Source organism: Microbacterium sp. MM2322, from assembly GCF_964186585.1.
Classification (GTDB): Bacteria; Actinomycetota; Actinomycetes; order Actinomycetales; family Microbacteriaceae; genus Microbacterium.
In genome coordinates this window covers 861897-884750 of the sequence record NZ_OZ075067.1, presented here as the reverse complement: position 1 = coordinate 884750, position 22854 = coordinate 861897, and the positions used below count along the sequence as shown (strand labels likewise).

Below are 22854 nucleotides of genomic sequence, written 5' to 3'. Positions count from 1 at the left end.
TGAAGATCAGCGTGAGGTCGTGACCGCCACCCAGGCCGCGTCCGAGAACGCCGTGATCCACACCGCGAACACGACGAGACCCACGAGGGTGACAGCGAGCCATGCCCAGAGCGGCGCGAGGCCGCGCCCGGTGCGACGGTGGACGATGACGGTGCGCCCGACGACGTAGACGCCGAGGGTGAGGACAGCGGCGAGAGCCGACCACCCCCACGCGAACGGCGCCTCGATCCCGCGTCGGCGGAGCGTGCGGTGATCGAGCCACGCGAACAGCACGGCGAACGCCACGAGGACGAGGTCGACGACGATGAGGGAGGCGAGACCGGCGACGATCCCGCCGGCCGGGGTCAGCCCCGAGGATGGCCCGCCGAGCCGGGCGAAGGCCGCGGCGTCGAGGAACACTCCCGTGTAGAGCGGCAGAGCGGATGCCGCGATGGCCGCCCAGATCCAGACGGTACCCGGACGGGCGGGCGCTGCGGCGACGGCAGCGGGCGCGGGATCCGGAGCGTCCGCCACGGCCTCGCCCGCTGCCGGGGCCACCGTGTCGGTCGCCCAGTCCGTGCCGTCCCACCAGCGCAGCTGCCCCGGCTCGCCGGGATCGGCGTACCAGCCTGCCGGCGCCTGGCGGCTCACCGACCGTCCTCGTCGCCGATGCCGGCGGCCGAGGCCAGCTCCGCTCCGGCGTGGGCGAGTTCGGCGAGAGCCGCTTCGCTCGGCGCCGGGGCGACCCCGGCGATGAGGTCCGTGAGGATCCGCACGTGTCGGCCGTGCGCGATCGCGTCGAGCGCCGACGCGCGGACGCAGTGATCCGTCGCGATACCGGTGACGTCGACCTCGACGACCCCGTGGGAGGTGAGGATGTCGGCGACCGTCTCACCGGCATCCGTCACGCCCTCGAAGAGCGAATAGGCGGGGATGCCCTGCCCCTTCTTCACGTGGTGGGTGACGGCGGAGGTGTCGAGTCCCGGGTCGTAGTCCGCGCCGGTGCTGCCGGCGACGCAGTGCACCGGCCACGAATCGACGAAGTCGGGGGCGGCAGAGAAGTGCCCGCCGTTGTCACCGTCGCCGTCGTGCCAGTCGCGGGAGGCCACGATCACGTCGTAGTCGTCGGCGTGGTTCTTCAGGTGGTCGGTGATCGCCGCAGCGACGGCATCACCACCGTCGACGCCCAGGGCGCCGCCCTCGGTGAAATCGTTCTGCACATCGACGATGAACAGGGCTCGGGTCATGTCTCGAGAGTACGACCAGATGAGGTCGGCAGTCAGCCCTGCGTCACCGTCGGCTCCGACTACGCTGGCGGGATGGCCGCCCCCGTCGCCCACACCCACACCACCGGCGGGATCCTCGCCGCTTTCGCACTCGACGTCGTCCTCGTCACGGTCTTCGCGGCGATCGGACGCGCCAGCCACACCGAGGCGGTATTCGCCGGGCTCGCGACGACGGCGGGGCCGTTCCTCGCGGCACTCGTCATCGGGTGGCTCGTGTCGCTGGCGTGGCGGTCGCCGAGGGCGATCGTCCGCACCGGCATCCCGGTGTGGATCGTCACGGTCGCCGGCGGCATGATCCTGCGGGCGCTGTCGGGCCAGGGGGTGCAGGTCGCGTTCGTGATCGTCGCGACGATCACCCTGCTCGTGATGCTGGTCGGCTGGCGGGCGATCGCCGCGCTGGTCGGACGCCGACGGCGCTGACCGTCGTCACGCGTCGAGCGTCCGTCGGTACTCGGCTCGTGTCATCTCCCCCGCGACCGGAGCCTCCGGCGCCTCGTCAGCGTCGACCCGCGACAGCTTCGACGGCCACCAGATGGCCTTTCCGATGTCGTACGCCAGCGCCGGCACGAGGAGCGAGCGCACGATGAACGTGTCGAGCAGCACGCCGAACGCGACGATGAACGCGAGCTGGACGAGGAACAGGATCTGGATGACGCCGAGTGCAGCGAACGTCGCCGCCAGCACGAGCCCTGCCGAGGTGATCACGCCGCCCGTCGCGACCAGCCCGCGAAGGATGCCGCGACGCGTCCCGTGGCGGACGGACTCCTCGCGCACGCGCGACATCAGGAAGATGTTGTAGTCGATCCCCAGCGCCACGAGGAAGACGAAACCGTAGAGCGGCACCGCCGGGTCGCCGCCAGGGAAGCCGAACACGTCGTTGAACACGAGTGCGCTGACTCCGAGTGCCGCCGCGAACGAGACGATGACGCTGAGGATCAGGAGCACGGGAGCGAGGATCGACCGCAGCAGCAGCATGAGGATCAGCAGGACCACCACGAGGATGACGGGGATGATGACCGTCCGGTCGCGGATCGACGTGTCGTTGGTGTCGAGGTCGACCGCCGTGGTGCCGCCCACGACGGCGTCGAGCGAGGTCCCGGAGATCGCCTCGCGCAGGTCCCGCACGGTGTCCTCCGCCGCGATCGAGTCGGCGGCGTCCGAGAGGGTCGCGACGAGCATGACGTCGCCGCCGTCGACGGTGGGTGCCGGCGCGGCCGTTCCGGGAGGTCCCTGCGCGGTGAGGACGAGCTGGCCGCCCTCGACGGCGACGTCGGCCTGGCCGGCAGGCGCATCGGCCGACACGACACCCACCGACTCGATGCCGGCCTGATCCGCGATGAGCTCCGCCGCATCGGGCGCCTCGGCCTCGGGGACGATGACATAGAGCGGGCTGCCGGATCCCGCCGGGAAGTGCTCGGCGAGGGCGGCCTGCCCGTCGCGGGCCTGAGACGCCCCGAGAACGAGCTCGCTCGCGGGAACGCCGTCGGCCTTCAACTGCGTCACACCGACGGATGCCGCGAGCAGCACGACCGTGGAGACGATCCAGACGATCCGCGCGCGGCGCGCGACGAACCGCGCGAGCCTCGCCCAGAGGCCTCGGGTGGGCTGGGTCAAGTCGACGGGGAGCTCTGTCATGCCCGCCTTGGGGATGAACGGCCAGAATGCCGCGCGCCCCACCAGGGCGAGGAGAGCCGGGAGGAACGTGAGCGCCGAGAGCATCGCGAACGCGATCCCGATCGAGGCGATGGGGCCGAGGGCGCGGTTGCTCGCGAGGTCACTGAGCAGCAGGCAGAGGAGCCCCGCGATGACGGTGCCGCCGGAGGCGAGGATCGGCTCGACCGCCCCCTTCCAGGCGGTGGTCGCGGCATCCCACCTCTTCCTCCCCTCCCCGATCGCCTCACGGAAGCGGGCGACGTAGAGAAGCGCGTAGTCGGTCGCGGCGCCGATGACCAGGATGAAGAGGATGCCTTGGACCTGGCCGTTGAGGACGACGATCTCGGCTTTGGCGAGCCACCACACGCTGAGGAGCGCGACGCAGAGGGCGAACACCGAGGTCAGCAGCACGAGGAGAGGCAGGAGCGGCGAGCGGTAGACGATCACGAGGATCACGAAGACGGCACCGAGCGCGACGAGCAGCAGCAGCCCGTCGATGCCGGTGAAACCGGTCGCGAGGTCCGCGGTGAAGCCGGCGGGGCCGGTCACCCAGGCCTTCACGCCGTCGGGTGCATCTGCAGCGACCAGCTCTCGAACCTCTCCGACGATGTCGGTCACCTCGCCCGAGGCATCGATCGAGACGACGACCTGCGCCGCTTCTCCGTCCTCGGACGGGATCGCCGGGGACACCTCCTGCACGCCGTCGAGGGCACCGATCTTGTCGGTGAGAGCCTGCACGTCCTGCAGCTGCGCGTCGTCGAGCGCGCGACCGGCGTCGAAGACGACGAGGGCGGGGATCGCATCGCCGCCGAGGAAGTCGTCCAGGCGCTCCTGCACCTGCGTCGACTCGGCGCTCTGCGGCAGGAAGCTCGACTGATCGTTGGTCGAGACTTCGTCGACCTTGCCGAAGTACGGTCCGCCGATCGAGCCACCGGCCAGCCAGATGACGACGAGGACGAGCGGCAGCGCGATGCGCAACCATCGGGAAGGCGTCGATGCAGGAGACATATACCTAGATTATCTAGATATACGCTTTTTCAGCAATATGTGTCATCGAGCGATCAGGCGCGGACGAAGTACGCGACGATGGACGCCCCCGTCGCCGCGAGACCCAGCGCAGCCCCGCCGATGGTGAGCCCCACGAGCAGGCGCAGCACGGGCGGGCGGCGCGTGAACCGCATCCGGTCGTGCCATCCGTGGCGGTACCAGATCTGCGCCTTGTGATCGGCGCCCACACGGGCCCGGTCTGCCTCCGAGAGGGATGCCGAGTTCACGTCGCCCTCGCTGTCGATCCAGCGAAGCGTGTGGCCGTCCTCGTCGAGGTACGCCTCCGCGGACAGCCAACTGCCGTCCGCTGCCCACACGATCACCGAGACGATTCCGAGGGCGAATGCCGCACCGAATCCGACCCAGGTGAAGATCTCGAGAATCGCATCGAGGGCTTGTGTCACCCGTGTGTCCTCTGTTCTGGAGCCACCTAAGGGAATCGAACCCTTGACCTATTCATTACGAGTGAATCGCTCTGCCGTCTGAGCTAAGGTGGCGCGCTTCGCTCGCGCGTTGCACGATTATCGATCTTACAGGGTCCGGAGGGATGCGGCGAACGCGGGACTCAACCGGCCTCGCAGCGGAGATCGCCAGCCGGGACTTTGTCGTCCTCGAAGTACGCGACGACAGCGTCATCGATGCAGGCGTTCCCCTTGTTGAAACCGGTGTGCCCCTCCCCTACCCGGGTGAGCAGGATGCCGGAGCTCAGCTGCTTCGCGAGGGCCGCCGACCACTCGTACGGGGTCGCGGGGTCGTTCGTCGTGCCGATGACCAGAATGGGGGCCGCGCCGTCGGCGTGGATCTCGCTCCGTGTGCCGGTCGGCGGGTACGGCCACGCGTCGCAGAGCGAGACATCCGATGTCCAGTAGGGCGCGAATGTCGGCGCCTTCTCTGCCACCTCCGCGTTCGCTGCGGCGACCACGTCGTCCGGATCGGCGGGGTAGTCCATGCAGTTGTATGCCGAGAATGCCTCCGTCGAATTGTCGAGGTACCTCCCGTCGTACCGGTTGTAATACCGGTCGACCAGCCCGAACATCTCGTCGGCATCCCCCTCGAGGACTGCGGTGAGCGCCGACGACAACGGCGACCAGTTGCCCTCGCTGTAGAGCGCCGAGATGATCCCCATCACAAGGGCATCGCCCCCCAGCATCCGGCCGTCGCTCGCTGTCAGCGGAGACGCGTCGACCGCGGCGATCGCATCGGAGAGCTGCTGTTCGGCGGTCGCGAGCGGGCCGTCGAACGGGCAGTCGGATCCGCCGACGCAACTCGTCAGGTACGCATCGAGCGCCGACTGGAACCCGATGGCCTGCCGCGCCCCGACGACCGCGCTGGGGATCGACGGGTCGAGTCCGCCGTCGAGCACGACACGGCCGACGTTCTGAGGGAACAGTTCGGCGTACGTCGCCCCGAGGAACGAGCCGTACGAGTAGCCCAGGTAGGACAGCTTCTCGTCACCGAGCACGCCGCGCAGGAGGTCGAGATCGCGAGCGGCGTTCTGGGTCGTGACGAACGGCAGGAGCCCATCGCTGTTGACCTCGCACGCGCGGGCGAAGGCCTCAGCGGCGGCGCGCTGTTCGCCCTCCCGCTCGGGTGTGCCGCGGGGGGCCGCAGGCAGATCGAAGAGGTAGTCGTCCATGGCGGTGGCGTCGAGGCAGCGGACGGCGGTCGATCGTCCGACGCCCCGCGGGTCGAAGCCCACGACGTCGTAGCTCTGGAGGAGCTCGTTCCCGACGGCGAATCCGGCGGACTGCTGCACGAGGTCGACGCCGCTGGCACCGGGCCCGCCCGGGTTCACGAAGAGCGACCCCTGCGACGTCCCGCCCGACGCGAGGCGCACGATGATGGACAGCTCGATGTCGCCACCCGCCGCGTCGGTCCAGTCGCGAGGCGCCGTGATCGAGGCGCAGTAGTAGTCGCCCTCGCCGATCCCACGGCACTTCTCCCAGGCGACCTTCTGGCCGTAGTACTCCTCGAAACCGGCCGGGGCACCCTTGGTGATCGGCGTGCGGTGCGGCGCGGCATCCGTATTCGCCTTCGGCGTGCACCCGACCAGCACGGCGGCGATCGTGCCTGCGGCCAAGAGAGCGGCCGCCGCGCGGCGCCAGGCTCCGCGGATCACTGGGTGCGTCCCGTCGCGACGGTGATGAGCATGCTCTCGAGAGCGAGGGCGGGGGCGGCGTTGCCCTGCAGGTTGGTCCGCGTCAGAGCGATCGAGTCGAGCACCGTCAGGGTGTGCTGCGGGGTCCAGGCCGCCGCGAGCGCCTCGATCTCAGCCGTCAACTCGCGATTGATGAGGTCGGTGTCGCGACCGAACTGACGCATCAGCGTGTCGCGGTAGAGGGACTCGAGGTCCGTCAGCACCCGGTCGATCCCGTCCCGCAGGCTGCGGGTCGCGCGCCGCTTCTGCTCATCCTCCAGGGCGCTCAGCTGACTGCGCACGGCAGGCGGCACGGCACTCCCGGGCGGCACGCCGAGGGTTCGGAGGAGCGAGTCGCGCTCACCTTCGTCGCGCGCCGCGGTGAGGGCTTTCGCGTCGTCGGTGGCGGACTGCACGATCGTCGCGGCGACCTCGACGGCGTCGCCGACGCCGCGGACGCGCAGGACTCCCCGGAGGGTGCGCTCACGACGCTCTCGGGATGCGGCATCCGTCGCCAACCGCTGCGCCATGCCGATGTGGCGCTGCGCGAGGCGCGCCGACTGCTCGGCGACCGCCTCGTCGACGCCGGTGCGCTGCACGATCAGTCGGGCGACGTCTGCGACGTCGGGTTCCCGCAGCCGGAGGATCCGGACGCGGGAGCGGATCGTGGGAAGGAGATCCGCGTCGCTCGGGGCGCAGAGGATCCACACGGTCTGCTCGGGCGGCTCTTCGAGGGCTTTGAGGAGGACGTTGCTCGTCCGCTCGACCATGCGATCGGCGTCCTCCATGATCATGACGCGGTATCGGCCGAGCGACGGCGAGAAGTACGACCGCTCGACGAGCGACCGGGCGTCCTTGATCGAGATGATGACGCCTTCGGTGCGGAGCGCTGCGAGGTCGGGGTGGGTCCGAGCCATCACCTGACGCATTGCGTTCTCATCCCCGGGCTCCGCGATGAGCGCAGCGGCGAACGCGTAGGCGAGGGTCGATCGTCCGGATCCGGGCGGACCGGTGATGAGCCACGCGTGCGACATCTGCGAGGGGTCGGATGCCGCGGCCCGCAACTGGGCGACGGCCTCATCCTGGCCCCAGACCTCGCCCCACGGGAGCACGTCGACAGTGGTGGCGGTCATGCCGTTCAGCCTACGAGGTGCCGGCGACCCTCAGGACGAGGGTGTGGACAGGCGTTCGGCGACTCGCGTTCGGATCGCCTCGGCGATGGCCTCGACCGGCTGGGTCGCGTCGACGACGAGGAAACGCTCGGGCTCGGCGTCGGCCAGCGCGAGGAACGCGGCGCGCACCCGTTCGTGGAACGCGCCCTTCTCGGCCTCGAGCCGGTCGAACGGCTTTTCGGCGGCATCCAGCCGCTGCCGCGCGGTCGCCGGGTCGACGTCGAGAAGGACGGTGACGTCGGGAAGAGCGCCTTCCGCAGCCCAGAGCGAGAGGTCGCGGATCTGGTCGCCGTCGAGCACACGTCCGGCGCCCTGGTACGCGACGGAGCTGTCGAGGTAGCGGTCCTGGATGACCACGTCACCGCGCGCAATGGCCGGACGCACGAGGGTCGCGACGTGATGCGCGCGGTCGGCCGCGTACAGCAGGGCCTCGGCGCGCGGCGCGATGTCTCCCCGGTGGTGCAGGACGATGTCGCGGATCAGAACGCCGACGTCGGTGCCCCCTGGCTCGCGCGTGCGGACGACGCTGCGGCCCTGCTCTCGGAGCCACTGCTCCAGCAGGGCCGCCTGCGTCGTCTTGCCCGACCCGTCGCCACCCTCGAGGGTGATCCAGAGCCCGGAGGTCACTTCTTCTTCGCCGCCGGCTTACGCGCCGCGGGCTTGCGGGTCGTGCGCTTGGGCGCGGGCCCCTTCGCACGCTTGTCGGCGAGCATCTGCACGGCGACCTCGAACGTGATGTCGTCGGCGGTCTGGCCGCGCGGGATCGTCACGTTCGTCGTGCCATCGGTGACGTAGGCACCGAACCGGCCGTCTTTGATGCGGATCGGCTTGCCGCTGACCGGATCGGGCTCGAATTCCTTGATCGAGGTCGCGGCACGGTTCGCGTACTTCGGCTGCGAGTAGATCTCGAGCGCCTGTTCGAGGGTGATGTCGAAGATCATGTCCTCGCTCTCGATGCTCCGCGAGTCGGTGCCCTTCTTGATGTACGGGCCGTAGGGACCGTTTTGCGCCGTGATGACGGTTCCCGACTCCGGGTCCGCCCCCACTTCGCGAGGCAGCGACAGGAGCTTCAGCGCGGTGTCGAGGTCGATCGTCTCGGGCGACATGCTCTTGAACAGCGAGGCGCGCTTGGGCTTCGGGGCGACGACCTTCTTCGCACCGCGCTTCGGCTTGACGTCCTCGGCGGGCGCCTCCTCTTCGGGGAGCACCTCTTCGAGATACGGCCCGAACCGGCCGTCCTTGATGACGACATCGCGGCCGGTCTCGGGATTCTGGCCGAGCACGCGATCACCGCCGACGGGCGCGTCGATCAGTTCGCGCGCCTTTGCGGGGGTGAGCTCGTCGGGTGCGAGGTCCTCGGGAACGTTGATGCGACGCGGCGTCTCGGGGTCGTCGCCGACGACTTCGAGGTACGGACCGTAGCGACCGAAGCGGAGGACCGCGACGTCGCCGATCTTCGTCGAGTTGATCTCGCGGGCGTCGATGTCACCGAGGTTGTCGACGATGTTGCGGAGGCCCACATGGCCTTCCGACCCGAAGTAGAACTCGCGCAGCCAGGCTGCCCGGTTCTGCTCCCCGCGGGCGATCGAATCGAGGTCGTCCTCGAGGGCGGCGGTGAAGTCGTAGTCGACCAGGTCGGCGAAGTGCTCTTCAAGCAGGCGCACGATGCTGAAGGCGAGCCAGCTGGGCACGAGCGCCTGACCGCGCTTCGAGACGTACCCGCGGTCGAGGATCACATCGATGATGCTCGCGAAGGTCGACGGGCGACCGATGCCGTGCTCCTCCAGCGCCTTCACGAGGGATGCCTCGGTGTAGCGGGGCTTCGGGCTGGTCGCGTGACCCTTCGGCTCGACGTCGGTCAGCCGGAGGGCGTCGCCGACCGCGAGCGCGGGCAACGCCTGCTCGTCGGCGCGGTCGTTGTCGCTGCGCTTCTCGTCGCGGCCCTCTTCGTAGGCCTCGAGGAAGCCCTTGAAGGTGTAGACGGTGCCGGATGCCGTGAACGTCGCCGTCTTACCGGCGGCATCCGCGTCGATCGTGACGGTCGTGGTCTCGTACTTCGCATCGGCCATCTGGCTGGCGACGGTGCGCTTCCAGATGAGGTCGTACAGACGCAGCTCGTCGCGGTCGAGTCCGGAGGTGACTTCCTGCGGAGTCCGGAAGTGCTCGCCCGAAGGACGGATCGCCTCGTGCGCTTCCTGCGCGTTCTTCGCGTTGTTGCGGTAGCTGCGCGGGTTGGCCGGCACGGCCTTGTCGCCGTAGAGGGCGACCGCCTGCGTGCGTGCCGCAGTGACCGCCTGCGCCGACAGCGCGGTCGAGTCGGTACGCATGTACGTGATGTAGCCCTTTTCGTAGAGCCGCTGCGCGACGCCCATGGCGTGCTTGGCGCTCATCGAGAGCTTGCGACCGGCCTCCTGCTGGAGGGTCGAGGTGGTGAAGGGCGGCTTGGGGCTGCGCGTGCCGGGCTTGGCCTCGACGCTGACGACGGATGCCGCAGCCGACGCCTCGAGCGCGGCGGCGAGCTCGCGGGCCTGCTCTTCGGTGAGGACCACGACGGCCTTCTTGAGCGAGCCGGTGTCGTCGAAGTCGGTGCCGCGGGCGAGGGGTGCGCCGTCGAGGCGGGCGAGGCGGATGGCGAACGCATCCGTTCCCTTGACCGCGGTCGAGTCGACGTCCCAGTACGAGGCGGAGACGAACGCCATGCGCTCGCGCTCACGCTCGACGACCATGCGGGTCGCGGCGGACTGCACGCGGCCGGCGCTGGTGCCCTGGCCGACCTTGCGGCGCGTGACGTCGGAGACGTCCCACCCGTAGAGGCGGTCGAGGATGCGACGGGTCTCCTGCGCGTCCACGAGGGCGTGGTCGAGTTCGCGGGTGTTCTTCACCGCGGCCTGGATGGCGTCCTTCGTGATCTCGTGGAAGACCATCCGCTTGACGGGGACCTTCGGCTTCAGGGTCTCGAGGAGGTGCCACGCGATGGCTTCGCCTTCGCGGTCCTCATCAGTGGCGAGCAGGAGTTCGTCGGCGTTCTTCAGAGCGCGCTTGAGCTCGGAGACCGTCTTCTTCCCTCGATCGCTCTCCACATAAAGAGGGGTGAAGTCGTTCTCGATGTCGATGGAGTACTTCCCGACGGAGGTCTTCTTCAGCTCCGCGGGGATGTCCTTCTTGTCGGCGAGATCGCGGATGTGCCCGACCGAACTCATGACTTCGTATCCATCACCCAGGTATCCCTGGATGGAGCGCATCTTCGTCGGCGACTCGACGATGACGAGCTTCTTGCCCTGTGCCACGTGGCGTCCTTTCTTCGTTGCACACCATACACACCGAGTTGTCAAGAGCACGCTGAGAGCCCTCGCCCCGGTGCCGGTCAGGGCGCCCCCGGCGGAGGCCCCGCGCGAGCGCGCGCCCGCGCGGCCAGGGGGCCGACGTCGAGGGAGACCTCGACCGTGGCGATGAGACCCTCGATGCGACACGCGGTGAGCGACGCGCCGACACGCCCTGCCACGTCCGCCGCCTGAGCACACGGCTCCCCCGCCACGAGGCCCGACGCCGTGTCTGCTGCCGCGAGCGCCGCGGCGTCGGCGGCTCCGGCCGCCCGAGCCGAGGAGGCCGCGGCAGCCCCGGCCGCGACGAAGCCGACCGCGAGCGTGGCCGTGACGGCGAGAACCCCGACCGTCGTCGCCGAACCCGCCATCAGCCGACCTCCGGTGCGGTGAGCGCGCACGACGACGCGCGGAGTTCGGGAAGCGGCAGCGGAACGCCGGCCGCCGCAACCAGGTCGGCGCACACCAGATCACCGTCGCGTCGCGTCGTCACCGACGCCCCCGCGGCGAGCGCGGTGGCCGCTGCGCGCACCCGATCGGCGGGCTCCTCACGCGCCGCGAGCCGCGCAGCCTGCGCGGCGGCATGTTCGAGCCGCACCTGCCGCCCTCCCACCGAGAGCGCCGAGACCGCAAGGACGATCACGAGGACGACGGCGGGGACCGTCACGGCGAACTCCGCCGCGACCGATCCCCGCTCGTCCCGCCTCATGAGACGGTGAGGGCGCGCCGGACCAGGTCGGTGAGGATGCCGCGCACCTCGTCCGAGCGCATGATGATCACCAGGAGTCCAGCGAAGGCCACGGCGGCCATCGTCGCGATGGCGTACTCCGCGGTCGCGGCGCCGGACTCGTCGGCGAACAGCTCCGCCGCGCGGCGGCGGGTCAGCGTGGGCAGGTCGTGGGTTGTCATGATCTCCTCCGATGGGTTGGGAATGGTGGGCACGTCTGGGCTCACAGCGTGAGCGGGGTGGTGGTGAGGACCGAGAGCAACATCGGTCCGACTCCGAGCAGCAGAAACGCCGGGAGGGTGCAGACCCCCAGCGGAAGCAGGAGGCGCCCGGAGAGGGATGCGGCCCGGAGCCGCCCCTCTGTCCGCGCTGCCTGGCGCCGGGCCGCGGCATCCGCTCGCAGCAGTTCGACGGCAGGCGCACCGGCGGAACGGGAGAGCGCGAGGACCGAGGTCGTCCCGGCAGTGGGCTCGATCCCGGACGCTGTGGAGACGACATCGAGTGCCCGGGGGATGGATACGCCGCCCGACAGGGCGATGGCGATCACTTCGGCGTCGAGCCCGGGGATCTCCTGCCCCGGTTGCGCACGGGCGACGAGGGCGCGGGTCCAGCGGTGAGTCGCCAGCATCAGGAGTCCGCCGGCGATGAGGCAGACAGCCCCGGCCGGCGTCGCCAGAGCGGAGAACGGGTCGAACCCGAGCGCGGCGCCCAGACCGAGGGCCACCAACGGAAGCCAGGCGATCAATCGTGCTGTCGTCTGAGGCTCGGCGAGCGCCGTGCGGACGTCGTCGCGCGCCTGGTGCGCGTCGCGGAGCGCCTCGGCCAGGCCTCTCAGGCTCACGGCGAGCGGTGCGCCGACGACGCTCGCCACCTGCCACGCCACCCCGATCTGCTGCCACGCGCCGCCCCGGTCGGTAAGCGCCGAAGCTGCCGTGCCCCCGGCATCCAGTCGTTCGCAGACGGCCGCCGCGGTGTCGTCCCCGGCGTCAGCCAGATGCCGCCACGCTGCGGTCGGTGCGATACCGGCCTGCAGCAGCACAGCGAGGCGCTGCACGACCGTGGCGACCGCTGCCGCGTCCGGGGGCGGAGCGGCATCCGTACGTCTGCGTAACCTCACGCGACCACCTCGATACCGAGTCGGTCGTCCCGCACGACGGGACGCGCGATCCCGGTGACCCGGCGAACACCGTCGCGACCGCGTTCGATGTGGACGACGGCACCGATGGCGCTGGCGGTCTGGCGGGCGAGGGCACGGTCGTCCATTCCGGCGAGTGCGCCGAGAGCCTCGAGTCGCGCCGGAACGTCGGCGAGGCCACTGGCGTGCACCGTTCCCGCGCCGCCGTCATGGCCGGTGTTGAGCGCGGTGAGAAGTTCGCGGACTTCCTCACCTCGACACTCCCCCACCACGAGGCGATCCGGTCGCATCCGCAACGCTTCCCGGAGGAGTCGCCCGAGCGCGATCGCGCCGACCCCCTCGAGGTTCGCCTGACGCGCTTCCAGCCGGACGTGATGCGGGTGGGCGATACGGAGCTCGGCGACGTCCTCGATCGTCACGATCCGCTCCGACACCGGGACGCGACCGAGGAGGGCTGCGAGCAGGGTGGTCTTCCCCGCTCCGGTCGCCCCCGTCACGAGCACGTTCGCGCGTTCGTCGACGAGCCTTTCGAGCCGGGCGCCCATGGCCGCGTCGAACGCGCCGCGGCGGCCGAGGTCGTCGAGATCGGGCATCCCCGTCCCCGGCAGCCGGATGGAGATCGTCGCTCCCGTGCACGAGATCGGCGGAAGGACCGCGTGAACACGCACGCCGTGCTCCCACCGCACGTCGGCACACGGGGTGGCGTCGTCGAGGTGGCGCCCGCCGAGCGCGATGAGTCCGACCGCGAGCTCACGCACGGCCTCTTCGCCGAGCGTCCACTCCGCCACGCGCTCCGCGCCACCGCCGCGGTCGACGTACAACCCCTCGGTACCGTTCACGAAGACATCCGTCACGGCGGGATCGGCGAGGTACCGACGGAGAGGTGACACCACGGGATGCCGCGGCACCGCTCGCGGCGCGGCGGCGGTGGCTCCGCCTCGAGGGGCGACGATGAACGGGTGCGACATGCCCACGACGCTAGGTGGGGCGTCGGATCGACGGCCCCGCCGGAACGCCCACGGTGAATGACCGGGCGGCAGCTGCGCGTGTGCAGGAAACGACGACGGGGCGTCGGATAAAAGAGGAGGGCGGCACCCATTGGGGGAAAGGGTGCCGCCCACGCGATCGCGCTTCAGGGGGGATCAGCGCGACCGCGAAGCCGAATCGATGTTCGGGCGGTAACGATCTTACGCTCATCCGTCGCGCCCGAGTGCCCGTTGCGCTCTTCGGTCGCCGCACCCACTATCGGAGGTAGTCGGGCCGCTGCCGAAAAATCTAGAGTTGCCGCATCGCCGCACACGGCCACGGAGGCCTGACGCAAAGGAGCGCCGCATGAGCAGCCAGATCGACCACCTCCTCACCGAGACCCGACGCTTCGCGCCGTCGGCGGACTTCGCAGCTCGAGCAAATGCCCAGGTCGACCTCTATGAGGCCGCATCGTCCGACCGCGAAGCGTTCTGGGCCGAGCAGGCCCGCACCCTCCACTGGCAGACGCCGTTCACCAAGGTTCTCGATTGGTCGAACCCGCCGTTCGCGACCTGGTTCGAGGACGGCGAACTGAACGTCGCTTACAACTGCCTCGATCGGCACGTCGAGGCAGGACTCGGCGACCGTGTCGCCCTTCTTTGGGAGGGTGAGCCAGGCGATGAGCGGCGCGTCACCTACGCCGAACTCACCGACGAGGTGAAACGCCTCGCGAACGTCCTGACCGATCTCGGGGTCGAAGCCGGCGACCGTGTCGCCATCTACCTGCCGATGATCCCCGAGGCCGTCGCCTCGATGCTCGCCGTCGCCCGCATCGGCGCGATCCACTCCGTCGTCTTCGGCGGCTTCTCGGCCGACAGCCTCCGATCCCGCATCGACGACGCCGGCGCCAAGCTCGTCATCACGAGCGACGGCGGCTACCGCAAGGGCAAGGCATCCCCGCTCAAGCCCGCCGTCGACCAGGCCCTCGCCGACCGCGGACACGGCCCGCAGGAGACTGTCGAGCACGTCCTCGTCGTCCAGCGCACCGAGAACGAGGTCAGCTGGCAGGAGGGCCGTGACCTCTGGTGGCACGAGGTCGTGCCCGCGGCATCCGCCGATCACGTCGCGCAGCCGTTCCCGGCCGAGAACCCCCTCTTCATCCTCTACACGTCGGGGACGACCGGGAAGCCGAAGGGCATCCTGCACACGAGTGGCGGGTACCTGACCCAGGCGGCGTTCACGAACAAGGTCGTCCACGATCTGCAGCCCGAGACGGACGTGTACTGGTGCACGGCCGACATCGGCTGGATCACGGGGCACACGTACGTCACGTACGGGCCCCTCGCCAACGGCGCGACGCAGGTGATCTACGAAGGAACGCCGGACACCCCGCATCCGGGCCGGTGGTGGGAGATCGTCGCGAAGTACGGCGTGACGATCCTCTACACCGCACCGACCGCGATCCGTTCGTTCATGAAGCTCGGCCGCAGCATCCCGGAGCAGCACGATCTGACGTCGCTGCGACTTCTGGGTAGCGTCGGCGAACCCATCAACCCCGAGGCATGGATGTGGTACCGCCACGTCATCGGCGGCGATCGGGCCCCCATCGTCGACACCTGGTGGCAGACCGAGACCGGGGCCATCATGGTGTCCGCCCTCCCGGGCGTGACCGAGACGAAACCCGGCAGCGCGCAGGTGCCGCTTCCCGGAATCAGCCTCGACGTCGTCGACGATCAGGGTCAGGAGGTCGGCAACGGCAACGGTGGTCTGCTCGTACTGACCGAGCCCTGGCCGAGCATGCTGCGCGGCATCTGGGGCGACCCGGAACGGTTCAAGGAGACCTACTGGGACAAGTTCGCCGCCCAGGGGTACTACTTCGCGGGCGACGGCGCTCGCCTCGACGAGGACGGCGACGTCTGGTTCCTCGGACGCGTCGACGACGTCATGAACGTCTCGGGGCACCGCCTCTCGACGACCGAGATCGAATCCACCCTCGTCGGCAACGAGGCCGTCGCCGAGGCAGCGGTCGTCGGCGCATCGGATGAGACGACGGGCCAGGCGGTCGTCGCGTTCTGCGTCATCAAAGAGTCGTACATGAAGGCGAACTCCCTCGACGGACTCGTCGACACGCTGCGCGCCTGGGTCGGGGAGCAGATCGGCCCCATCGCCCGTCCGCGGGACGTCTACATCGTGACGGAACTCCCCAAGACCCGCAGCGGCAAGATCATGCGACGTCTCCTCCGCGACGTCGCGGAGGGTCGAGAGGTCGGCGACACGACGACCCTCGCCGACACGATGGTGATGTCGACGATCTCGGGGCAGGTGACGAAGAAGTAAGTCGCTCAGCTCGCCGGGGTGGCGGGGACCACATCCCAGTGTTCGCGGATGAGGCCCCCGTCGACACGGAAGATGTCGAGGGCGCTGTACGGGTCGTCCGCTTTCGCGCCCTCGGCTTGGGACAGCGTCCACACGAGGTCACCGTCGGCGAGAGAGACGGTCGATTCCATCGCCGGGAAGGACGCTCCGCCGCTGAAGAAGCCCTTGAGAGCCGCCGTCCCGTTCGGTGCGACCGGGTTGTGTTGGAGGTAAGCCGGGTCGAACGCTCGATCCAGGATGCTGACATCTCGGTCGCGGAACAGAGTGTCGTACGCGTTCACCGCGAAGACCCGGTTCTTCTCCTCCTGAGCCTCGGTCGGCGCCGGTGACGGCTTCGCCGGCGTGTAGAGGTCACTGAACATCGTGTTCGTGTTGCCGCTCGCGGCCTTTCCCCGCGGGACCGGCTGGTCGAAGGTCCAGCGTTCGACGATCTTGCCCCTCGACAGGCGGAACACGTCGGCCGCAGCCTCCCCCGTTCGTTCATCCGAGGGGTCGGCGGTGATCTGGTAGTGGATCGCGACGAGGTCCCCGTCCGCCGCCGTGTGCTTGGTGACCATCTGCGCACCCGTGACTCGCTGGTGATCCGCCGCGAACTGGGCGAGCAGGCCCGCGGGTCCGGCCGCGGAGCCGGTTCCGTGGGCGACGGCATCCTTCGCGATACTCGTCGCGGCCGCCGCCTGCGCCTCCGCGGAATCGGGATCGTCGAACGCGACGGAGAACAGCCGCGTCACAACGGCCAAATTTGCCTGTTCCGTCGCGGTGTCCCCGCGACCCACGGTCGAACCACCGGTCGCCTCCGATGCGGCGACGGCGGCGGGTGAATCCGGCGGGGTGCTGCGGGCGGATGCCGCGGGCACGCCGGCGGCACATCCGGTCAGCAAGGCGGCACCCGCGAAGACGACCGCGGTGCGCAGAAGCAGGGGCGATGAGACGCGTGTGCTGGTCATGCCCTCAGCGTGGCGATGGCACCTGTGGGCCGATCACCGACCGGGTATCAGCTCGCTGAGAATGTGCACCCGGTTCAAGAAAGGGAGAAAACGACCTCGACCTCGACGGGACTGTCGATCGGCAGCGCGGCGACGCCGACGGCGGAACGCGCGTGACGACCGGCCTCGCCGAAGATCTCGCCCAGCACCGTGCTCGCACCGTTGATCACTGTGGGGTGGCCGGTGAATTCGGGCACGGATGCCACGAACCCCGTCACCTTCACGACACCGGTCAGCCGGTCGACCCCGCCGACGGCGGCCGCAGCGGCCGAGATGGCATTGAGGGCGCACTGACGCGCGAGCGAGGCGGCGTCGTCGACGGACACGAGGCCCTCACCGTCGCCGACCTTTCCGGTCGCCGGCATCCGCCCCTCGACCATGGGGAGCTGACCGGAGGTGTAGACGAGATCGCCGTGCACCTTCGCGGGCACGTACGCAGCGAGAGGCGGGACGACCTCGCCCAGCTCGATGCCGAGCTCGGCGAGACGTGCGGTGACCGACATCAGCCCTCACCGAACTGACGTGCGGCGACCGCCGCAGCACCCAGCCCGGCGTTCGCGGAGCCGTCACCACCCGAGGGGCGCTTGAAGTAGCCGACGAGGCCGCCTTCGGGACCGGTCACCACCTGCACGAGCTCCCACCCCTGCTTGCCCCAGCTGTTGAGGATGGCGGCGGTGTTGTGGATGAGCAGGGGCGTGGTCATGTACTCCCACGTGATCATTCGGGTCTCCCAGAGGTCGTCGCGGCGCGGCCCTGGCGGGCTCGACACAGGGAGCGTCACCGAGGCATCCCCCAGTTATCTCCTTTACCATCAGCCTATGCCCCACTCGAAACGTACGGCCACCGGTGTGCTCGGAGGCCTCATGGGCCTCGTCGGTCTCAGCACCGTGGCCGGTCTCCTCGTCACGGCGACCATCACTCCCGCGATCGCGGTGACCGGATATTCCGCGTCGAGCGCGATCCAGATGTTCGAGGACATGCCGAGCTACCTCAAGATCGAGAAGCTCATGCTGCCGACGACGATCTACGCGAAGAACAGCGCGGGCAAAGACGTCAAGCTCACCGAGTTCTACGACCAGAACCGCATCCCGGTGACCTTCGATCAGGTCGCTCCCGCGATGTACGACGCGATCCTCTCGAGTGAGGACAAGAACTTCTACACCCACGGCGGAATCGACCTCCTCGGCACCCTTGGTGCGCTAGCGCGGAACGCCAGCTCCGGCTCGAACCGCGGTGGATCCTCGATCACGCAGCAGTACGTCAAGAACGTGCTGCAGCAGACGTGCGAGGCCCAGGCCACCGATCAGGACCAGGTGGATGCCTGCTACAAGGAGTCCACGGCCAACCAGGGGACGTCGGGGTACCAGCGCAAGATCCAGGAGATGCGCTACGCGATCCAGCTCGAAAAGGAGTACTCGAAGGACCAGATCCTCATCGGGTATCTCAACATCGCTCACTTCGGGGGGTCGGCGTACGGGATCGGCGCCGCAGCGCGGCACTACTTCGACACCACTCCGGACAAGCTCACCATCGCTCAGGCCGCTGCGATCGCGGGCATGGTGCAGGAACCCAACGTGCTGCGCATCGACAAGCCGGCCGGGTCGACGACTGCCAAGGACGGTACGCCGCTCAACGGCGCAGGCGACGGCTACAAGCTGACGAAGGTCCGCCAGGACTACGTGCTGGACCGCATGTTGAAGGACAAGAAGATCACGCAGGCCGAGCACGACGAAGCCGTGGCCGCGCCGATCACGCCGAAGATCACGTCGCGTCCGCAGGGATGCTCCGAGGCGAAGGGTTCGGAGTTCTTCTGCGCCTACGTCACCTCGATCATCCGGAGCGACCCCGCCTTCGGCAAGACCCCGGAGGAAGGGATCGCCGCCCTCCGCCGAGGCGGGCTGAAGATCTACACGACGCTCGACACCTCCCTGCAGAAGGCCGCGAACAAGGCGATCAGCGTCGTGCCCGCCGATGTGCCGTACATGAACCTCGGCGCGTCCGGGGTGCAGGTGGAGGTCGGTACTGGCCGTGTCCTTTCCATGGTCCAGAACCGGCCGTGGAGCGACCAGCCCGACAACGTCACGAACACGCAGGTCAACTACAACGTCCGCAACAAGAACGGCGGCGGCGGTCACTCGGCCGGGTCGACGTACAAGGTCTTCAGCCTCATCAACTGGATGCAGCAGGGGCATTCGGTCAACGAGATGGTCAACGGACGCGTCGGCAAGAAGACGGTGGAGACGTGCGACGGGAACACCGAGACAGTCTGGACCGGTTCCGGCAAGGCGCCCGACGGCTCGAACAAGGTAAACAACTTCGAGAACAACCGCGGCTACACCGGCACCGTGGCGCGTTTCACCAAGGACTCCCTGAACTCCGGCTTCCTGTCGATGGCGGAGAAGATCTCGGTCTGCAGCACGAATGAGGTCGCAGGCCAGCTCGGCGTGACGTGGGGCGATGGGACACCTCTGACGGAGGTCCCGAGCTACTCGGCCGACCTGCCGAACCGGCCCTACAACGTCCTCGGTTCGTCCGCGGTCGCCCCGATCGACATGGCCAACGCGTACGCGACGATCGCCTCGAACGGAACGCTCTGCGCGGCCAAGGCCATCGACCGTGTGGTCGACGCCGACGGCAACGAGCGGCCGATCCCCGACACGAAGTGCGAACGGAAGCTCAGCGAAGACGTCGCCGCCACCGCCGCGTTCGTCCTCCAGGGCGTCATGACGGCGAGCGGAACCGGCAGCGGCGCCCGCACGTTCGACGGCGTGCCGATCTTCGGGAAGACGGGCATTCACGAATACATCCACACCTGGATGATCGGCTCCAGCACCAAGGTGACGACGGCCGTCTGGGTGGGCAACGTCGATGCGGTGAAGAAGAACGGCAAGCGTGTGAACGTGCGCCTCTCTGAGCATGTGGAGAGCGGATACAAGCTCTCCCGCATCCGAAACTCGATCTGGCCCGCCATGCAACGCGCCGCCAATGCGGAGTTCGGCGGCGGGGCGTTCCCGAAGCCGTCGGCGGAGCTGACGAAGCGTTCGTTCGCACAGTTGCCGAGCGTCATCGGGCTCGACGTGGACGCCGCGACCGAGCGGATCGAGGACGCCGGCTTCAGCGTCACGGTCGGCGACCCGGTGCCGTCCCCCGAGGCCGAAGGCACGATCGTCGAGCAGTCGCCCGGCGCCGGCCGCGTGGTGTCGGGAACGACGGTCACGATCAACCCCAGTGACGGGGAAGGCGTCGTCGTCCCGGGAGTCAGCGGTACCCCGCAAGACGCGACCTCCGCGCTCAGAGCCGCCGGATTCACGAACGTGACCCAGAGCTGCGAGGACAACGGGGGCGCCCCGGACCAGGGCGTCGTCACAGGGACGGATCCGGCCGCCGGTGAGACCGTGTCTCGCGACACCCCGATCACCGTCAACTACCAGTCGAAGAACTGCGACGGCGGCGAGGGCGACGACAGCAACAAGCCCGGCAACGGCGGCAACGGCCCCGGCAACGGCAACGGCCCGTGAGGCCCGCCGCACAGACCGCCCTCACTACGCTCGGCGCGGTGGGGGCGGTCGGCGTCGCCGCCGGTGTCTGGGGCGTCGGCATCGAGCGCTACCTCTTCACGCTGCGCAGGCACGAGCTCGCGGTCCTGCCCCCGGGCAGTCCGTCCGTGACGGTCCTCCACCTGTCGGACGCGCACATGGCGCCCTGGCAGCACCGCAAGCAGCGGTGGATCGCGGACATCACCGACCGCGTGCAACCCGACCTCGTCATCAACACGGGTGACAACCTCGGGCACCCCGACGGTCTTCATGGCCTCCGTACGGCCTTCTCCCCTCTCCGCGGCGTGCCGGGCTTCTTCGTCCACGGCTCGAACGACAAGATCGCCCCCAGTGCCCGCAACCCTTTCAAGTACTTCTCCGGGCCGTCCACGGATGTGGAGTTCACCCCGTCGCTCGACACGGACGCACTCGACGAGTTCCTCACCGGCCTCGGCGAGACCCAGATCGACAACACAGCGGCCAGCGTCCGAATCGGCGGAGTGCGCATCGACGCGCTCGGTGTCGACGACGCTCACCGCGAGCTCGACGACCTTCCTGCCGCCACGGCCGCGTTCCGTGCCCTGGGCGACGACACCGCCCGAGTTCGTCTGGGCGTCACCCACGCACCGTACCGACGGGTGTTGGACGCCTTCACGGATGTCGGCACCGACCTGCTCCTCGCCGGTCACACGCACGGCGGCCAGGTCCGCATCCCGTTCGCGAAGAAGGCACTCGTCTCGAACTGCGACATCCCCCTCGACCAGGCACGCGGTCGGAGCCTCTGGACCCACGACGGTCGGAGCGTCCCGCTGAACGTCAGCGCAGGCCTCGGACACTCGATCTACGCGCCCATCCGCTTCGGCTGTCGACCCGAGGCATCCGTCCTCGTCCTGCGGGCTCGACGTGCGGCCGATTCGCCCGAGAGGCAGTCGGCAGGGTAGACTCGGAGGGTTGCCACGGGGTGTGGCGCAGCTTGGTAGCGCGCGTCGTTCGGGACGACGAGGCCGCAGGTTCAAATCCTGTCACCCCGACTGCAGAGAGGCTCCGCCGGATACCGGCGGGGCCTTTCGCATCCCTCCTCGGAGGGGCCATCGCACCTCCCGCGAAACGGAGCATCATGACCTCTCCCCGCCTCGTCGCCTTCGACCTCGACGACACGCTCGCCCCGTCGAAGACGGCGATCGATCCCCGGATGGGCGACCTGCTTCTGCGACTCGCCGACCGGGTCGAGGTCGCCATCATCTCGGGCGGGCAGCTGCAGCAGTTCCAGACACAGGTGGTCGATCGCCTTCCCGAGACGGATGCCGCGACCCTCGCCCGCCTGCACCTCATGCCCACCTGCGGCACGCAGTACTACCGGCTCACCGAGGCCGGGATCGAGACGGTCTACGCCCTGTCGCTCACCGACGATGAGAAGGCCCGCGCCCTGGCCGCCGTTGAGGAGGAGGCGAAGCGCCTCGGCCTGTGGGAGAGCGAGACGTGGGGTCCGATCCTCGAGGACCGCGGCTCGCAGATCACCTTCTCCGCTCTCGGCCAGTCCGCTCCCCTCGAAGCCAAGACCGCGTGGGACCCGACGGGCGAGAAGAAGAACACCCTCCGCGACGCGGTGGCCGCCCGCATCCCGGATCTCGAGGTCCGCTCGGGCGGGTCGACGTCGGTCGACATCACTCACCGCGGTATCGACAAGTCGTACGGCATGAAGAAGCTCGCCGAGCAGACCGGGATCTCCCTCGACGACATGCTGTTCGTCGGCGACCGGCTCGACGAGCACGGCAACGACTACCCCGTCCTGGCGATGGGCGTCACCTGTCACGCCGTGGAGGGTTGGGAGGACACCGCAGAGTTCCTCGACGAGCTGATCCCTACCCTTCCCGCGCGCTGACGCGTCAGGGCCTCAGCGCAGCCGCTCCCCCGACTCGCGCAGGTAGCAGCGCGCGCACATCGACTCGTAGGTGACCCGGTCGGGTGACAGCTCGTCAATCGCGACCTGGTCACCGTCGAAGACGAACCGGCCGCCCACGAGGCGCGCGTTGAAGAGCGCCTTACTGCCGCAGCGGCAGATGGTCTTGAGCTCTTCGAGGCTGTGGGCGAGCTCCATGAGTCGCGCCGACCCGGGGAACGCACGGGTCTGGAAGTCGGTGCGGATGCCGTAGGCCAGCACCGGGATGCCGTCGCTCACCGCGACCCGCAGAAGGTCGTCGATCTGCTCCGGCTGCAGGAACTGCGCCTCGTCGACGAGCAGGCATGCGACATCCGTCTGGACGTCCGGCACGAGCGCCGCCTCGGCCTCTCGCTGCACGCGCCTGCGATGCACGGCGAACAGCTCGCGGGCGTCGTCCTCGGGTCCGATGAGGAAGTCGACCGTTCGCTCGACGCCCAGGCGGCTCGAGATCTGGTCGGCGCCCTTCGTATCGATCTCGGGCTTGGCCAGCAACACGTGCTGGCCGCGTTCCTCGTAGTTGAACGCGGCCTGCAGCAGAGCCGTCGACTTGCCGGAATTCATCGCGCCGTAGCGGAAGTAGAGCTTCGCCACG

Annotated in this window: 22 protein-coding genes and 2 tRNA genes; 6 read left to right on the top strand and 18 right to left on the bottom strand. The window is 69.1% G+C overall.

Features of this window, described 5'->3' with window-relative positions:
- Window positions 1–6 precede the first annotated feature (6 nt).
- Both ABQ271_RS04275 and ABQ271_RS04270 read right to left on the bottom strand, forming a co-directional pair.
- Window positions 7–630 carry a DUF2510 domain-containing protein gene (locus tag ABQ271_RS04275; protein ID WP_349310284.1) on the bottom strand — a complete coding sequence of 208 codons (624 nt, stop codon included), beginning with the start codon at window positions 628–630 and terminating at the stop codon, window positions 7–9.
- On the bottom strand, window positions 627–1226 hold the full coding sequence (locus ABQ271_RS04270; protein ID WP_349310283.1) for an isochorismatase family protein: 600 nt from the start codon (window positions 1224–1226) through the stop codon (window positions 627–629). The genes ABQ271_RS04275 and ABQ271_RS04270 overlap by 4 nt, the downstream gene beginning before the upstream one ends.
- Before the next feature lie 72 nt (window positions 1227–1298).
- On the opposite strand from ABQ271_RS04270, the gene ABQ271_RS04265 reads away from it, so the two are divergent.
- Window positions 1299–1685 (top strand): DUF3054 domain-containing protein, encoded by a 387-nt coding sequence (locus ABQ271_RS04265; protein ID WP_349310282.1) that lies wholly within the window; start codon window positions 1299–1301, stop codon window positions 1683–1685.
- Window positions 1686–1691: 6 nt separating this feature from the next.
- Here ABQ271_RS04265 and ABQ271_RS04260 read toward each other — a convergent pair whose 3' ends face one another.
- The 12 genes from ABQ271_RS04260 to ABQ271_RS04205 all read right to left on the bottom strand — a co-directional run bounded on the left by ABQ271_RS04260 (window position 1692) and on the right by ABQ271_RS04205 (window position 13424).
- Window positions 1692–3926, bottom strand: coding sequence for an efflux RND transporter permease subunit (locus ABQ271_RS04260; protein ID WP_349310281.1), 2235 nt, complete (start codon window positions 3924–3926; stop codon window positions 1692–1694).
- Between the two features lie 53 nt (window positions 3927–3979).
- Window positions 3980–4369 carry a hypothetical protein gene (locus ABQ271_RS04255; protein WP_349310280.1) on the bottom strand — a complete coding sequence of 130 codons (390 nt, stop codon included), beginning with the start codon at window positions 4367–4369 and terminating at the stop codon, window positions 3980–3982.
- Window positions 4370–4386: 17 nt separating this feature from the next.
- Window positions 4387–4462: transfer RNA gene (locus ABQ271_RS04250), tRNA-Thr, on the bottom strand.
- 68 nt (window positions 4463–4530) lie between these two features.
- Window positions 4531–6084: an alpha/beta hydrolase gene (locus tag ABQ271_RS04245; RefSeq protein ID WP_349310279.1), complete on the bottom strand. Its 1554-nt coding sequence runs from the start codon at window positions 6082–6084 to the stop codon at window positions 4531–4533.
- Window positions 6081–7235: a DNA polymerase III subunit delta' gene (locus ABQ271_RS04240; protein WP_349310278.1), complete on the bottom strand. Its 1155-nt coding sequence runs from the start codon at window positions 7233–7235 to the stop codon at window positions 6081–6083. The genes ABQ271_RS04245 and ABQ271_RS04240 overlap by 4 nt, the downstream gene beginning before the upstream one ends.
- Before the next feature lie 30 nt (window positions 7236–7265).
- A complete protein-coding gene (gene tmk / locus ABQ271_RS04235; protein WP_349310277.1) occupies window positions 7266–7901 on the bottom strand; it encodes a dTMP kinase in 636 nt (211 codons plus the stop codon).
- On the bottom strand, window positions 7898–10561 hold the full coding sequence (topA, locus tag ABQ271_RS04230) for a type I DNA topoisomerase (protein ID WP_349310276.1): 2664 nt from the start codon (window positions 10559–10561) through the stop codon (window positions 7898–7900). The genes tmk and topA overlap by 4 nt, the downstream gene beginning before the upstream one ends.
- Window positions 10562–10638: 77 nt before the next feature.
- Window positions 10639–10965 carry an Rv3654c family TadE-like protein gene (locus tag ABQ271_RS04225; protein ID WP_349310275.1) on the bottom strand — a complete coding sequence of 109 codons (327 nt, stop codon included), beginning with the start codon at window positions 10963–10965 and terminating at the stop codon, window positions 10639–10641.
- A complete protein-coding gene (locus tag ABQ271_RS04220) occupies window positions 10965–11303 on the bottom strand; it encodes a TadE family type IV pilus minor pilin (RefSeq protein ID WP_349310274.1) in 339 nt (112 codons plus the stop codon). Before ABQ271_RS04220 ends, ABQ271_RS04225 begins: the two co-directional genes overlap by 1 nt.
- Window positions 11300–11503, bottom strand: coding sequence for a DUF4244 domain-containing protein (locus ABQ271_RS04215; RefSeq protein WP_307468277.1), 204 nt, complete (start codon window positions 11501–11503; stop codon window positions 11300–11302). Before ABQ271_RS04215 ends, ABQ271_RS04220 begins: the two co-directional genes overlap by 4 nt.
- A 41-nt stretch (window positions 11504–11544) precedes the next feature.
- The gene (locus ABQ271_RS04210; RefSeq protein WP_349310273.1) at window positions 11545–12438 is read right to left on the bottom strand and encodes a type II secretion system F family protein; all 894 of its coding nucleotides are present in this window, start codon (window positions 12436–12438) and stop codon (window positions 11545–11547) included.
- Entirely contained in the window at window positions 12435–13424 is a 990-nt protein-coding gene (locus ABQ271_RS04205) for a TadA family conjugal transfer-associated ATPase (RefSeq protein ID WP_349310272.1), read from the bottom strand. Before ABQ271_RS04205 ends, ABQ271_RS04210 begins: the two co-directional genes overlap by 4 nt.
- A 364-nt stretch (window positions 13425–13788) precedes the next feature.
- Between ABQ271_RS04205 and acs the strand changes: the two genes are divergently transcribed.
- Window positions 13789–15759: an acetate--CoA ligase gene (gene acs, locus ABQ271_RS04200; protein ID WP_349310271.1), complete on the top strand. Its 1971-nt coding sequence runs from the start codon at window positions 13789–13791 to the stop codon at window positions 15757–15759.
- A 5-nt stretch (window positions 15760–15764) separates the two neighbouring features.
- Here acs and ABQ271_RS04195 read toward each other — a convergent pair whose 3' ends face one another.
- From ABQ271_RS04195 to ABQ271_RS04185, 3 genes are all read right to left on the bottom strand, one after another.
- Window positions 15765–16745 carry a nuclear transport factor 2 family protein gene (locus ABQ271_RS04195; protein WP_349310270.1) on the bottom strand — a complete coding sequence of 327 codons (981 nt, stop codon included), beginning with the start codon at window positions 16743–16745 and terminating at the stop codon, window positions 15765–15767.
- Between the two features lie 74 nt (window positions 16746–16819).
- Window positions 16820–17287 carry a RidA family protein gene (locus ABQ271_RS04190; protein WP_349310269.1) on the bottom strand — a complete coding sequence of 156 codons (468 nt, stop codon included), beginning with the start codon at window positions 17285–17287 and terminating at the stop codon, window positions 16820–16822.
- Window positions 17287–17505: a DUF4177 domain-containing protein gene (locus tag ABQ271_RS04185; protein ID WP_036313401.1), complete on the bottom strand. Its 219-nt coding sequence runs from the start codon at window positions 17503–17505 to the stop codon at window positions 17287–17289. The genes ABQ271_RS04190 and ABQ271_RS04185 overlap by 1 nt, the downstream gene beginning before the upstream one ends.
- A gap of 97 nt (window positions 17506–17602) precedes the next feature.
- Here ABQ271_RS04185 and ABQ271_RS04180 point away from each other — a divergent pair, with 97 nt between their 5' ends.
- The 4 genes from ABQ271_RS04180 (at window position 17603) to ABQ271_RS04165 (ending at window position 22202) form a co-directional block, all read left to right on the top strand.
- Window positions 17603–20302: a transglycosylase domain-containing protein gene (locus tag ABQ271_RS04180; RefSeq protein WP_349310268.1), complete on the top strand. Its 2700-nt coding sequence runs from the start codon at window positions 17603–17605 to the stop codon at window positions 20300–20302.
- The gene (locus ABQ271_RS04175; RefSeq protein ID WP_349310267.1) at window positions 20299–21261 is read left to right on the top strand and encodes a metallophosphoesterase; all 963 of its coding nucleotides are present in this window, start codon (window positions 20299–20301) and stop codon (window positions 21259–21261) included. Before ABQ271_RS04180 ends, ABQ271_RS04175 begins: the two co-directional genes overlap by 4 nt.
- 16 nt (window positions 21262–21277) lie before the next feature.
- Window positions 21278–21351, top strand: a tRNA-Pro gene (locus ABQ271_RS04170).
- A gap of 86 nt (window positions 21352–21437) precedes the next feature.
- Window positions 21438–22202, top strand: coding sequence for an HAD-IIB family hydrolase (locus ABQ271_RS04165; protein ID WP_349310266.1), 765 nt, complete (start codon window positions 21438–21440; stop codon window positions 22200–22202).
- A gap of 12 nt (window positions 22203–22214) precedes the next feature.
- On the opposite strand, the gene ABQ271_RS04160 is transcribed toward ABQ271_RS04165, so the two are convergent.
- Entirely contained in the window at window positions 22215–22853 is a 639-nt protein-coding gene (locus ABQ271_RS04160) for a thymidine kinase (RefSeq protein ID WP_349310265.1), read from the bottom strand.
- Window position 22854 lies beyond the last annotated feature (1 nt).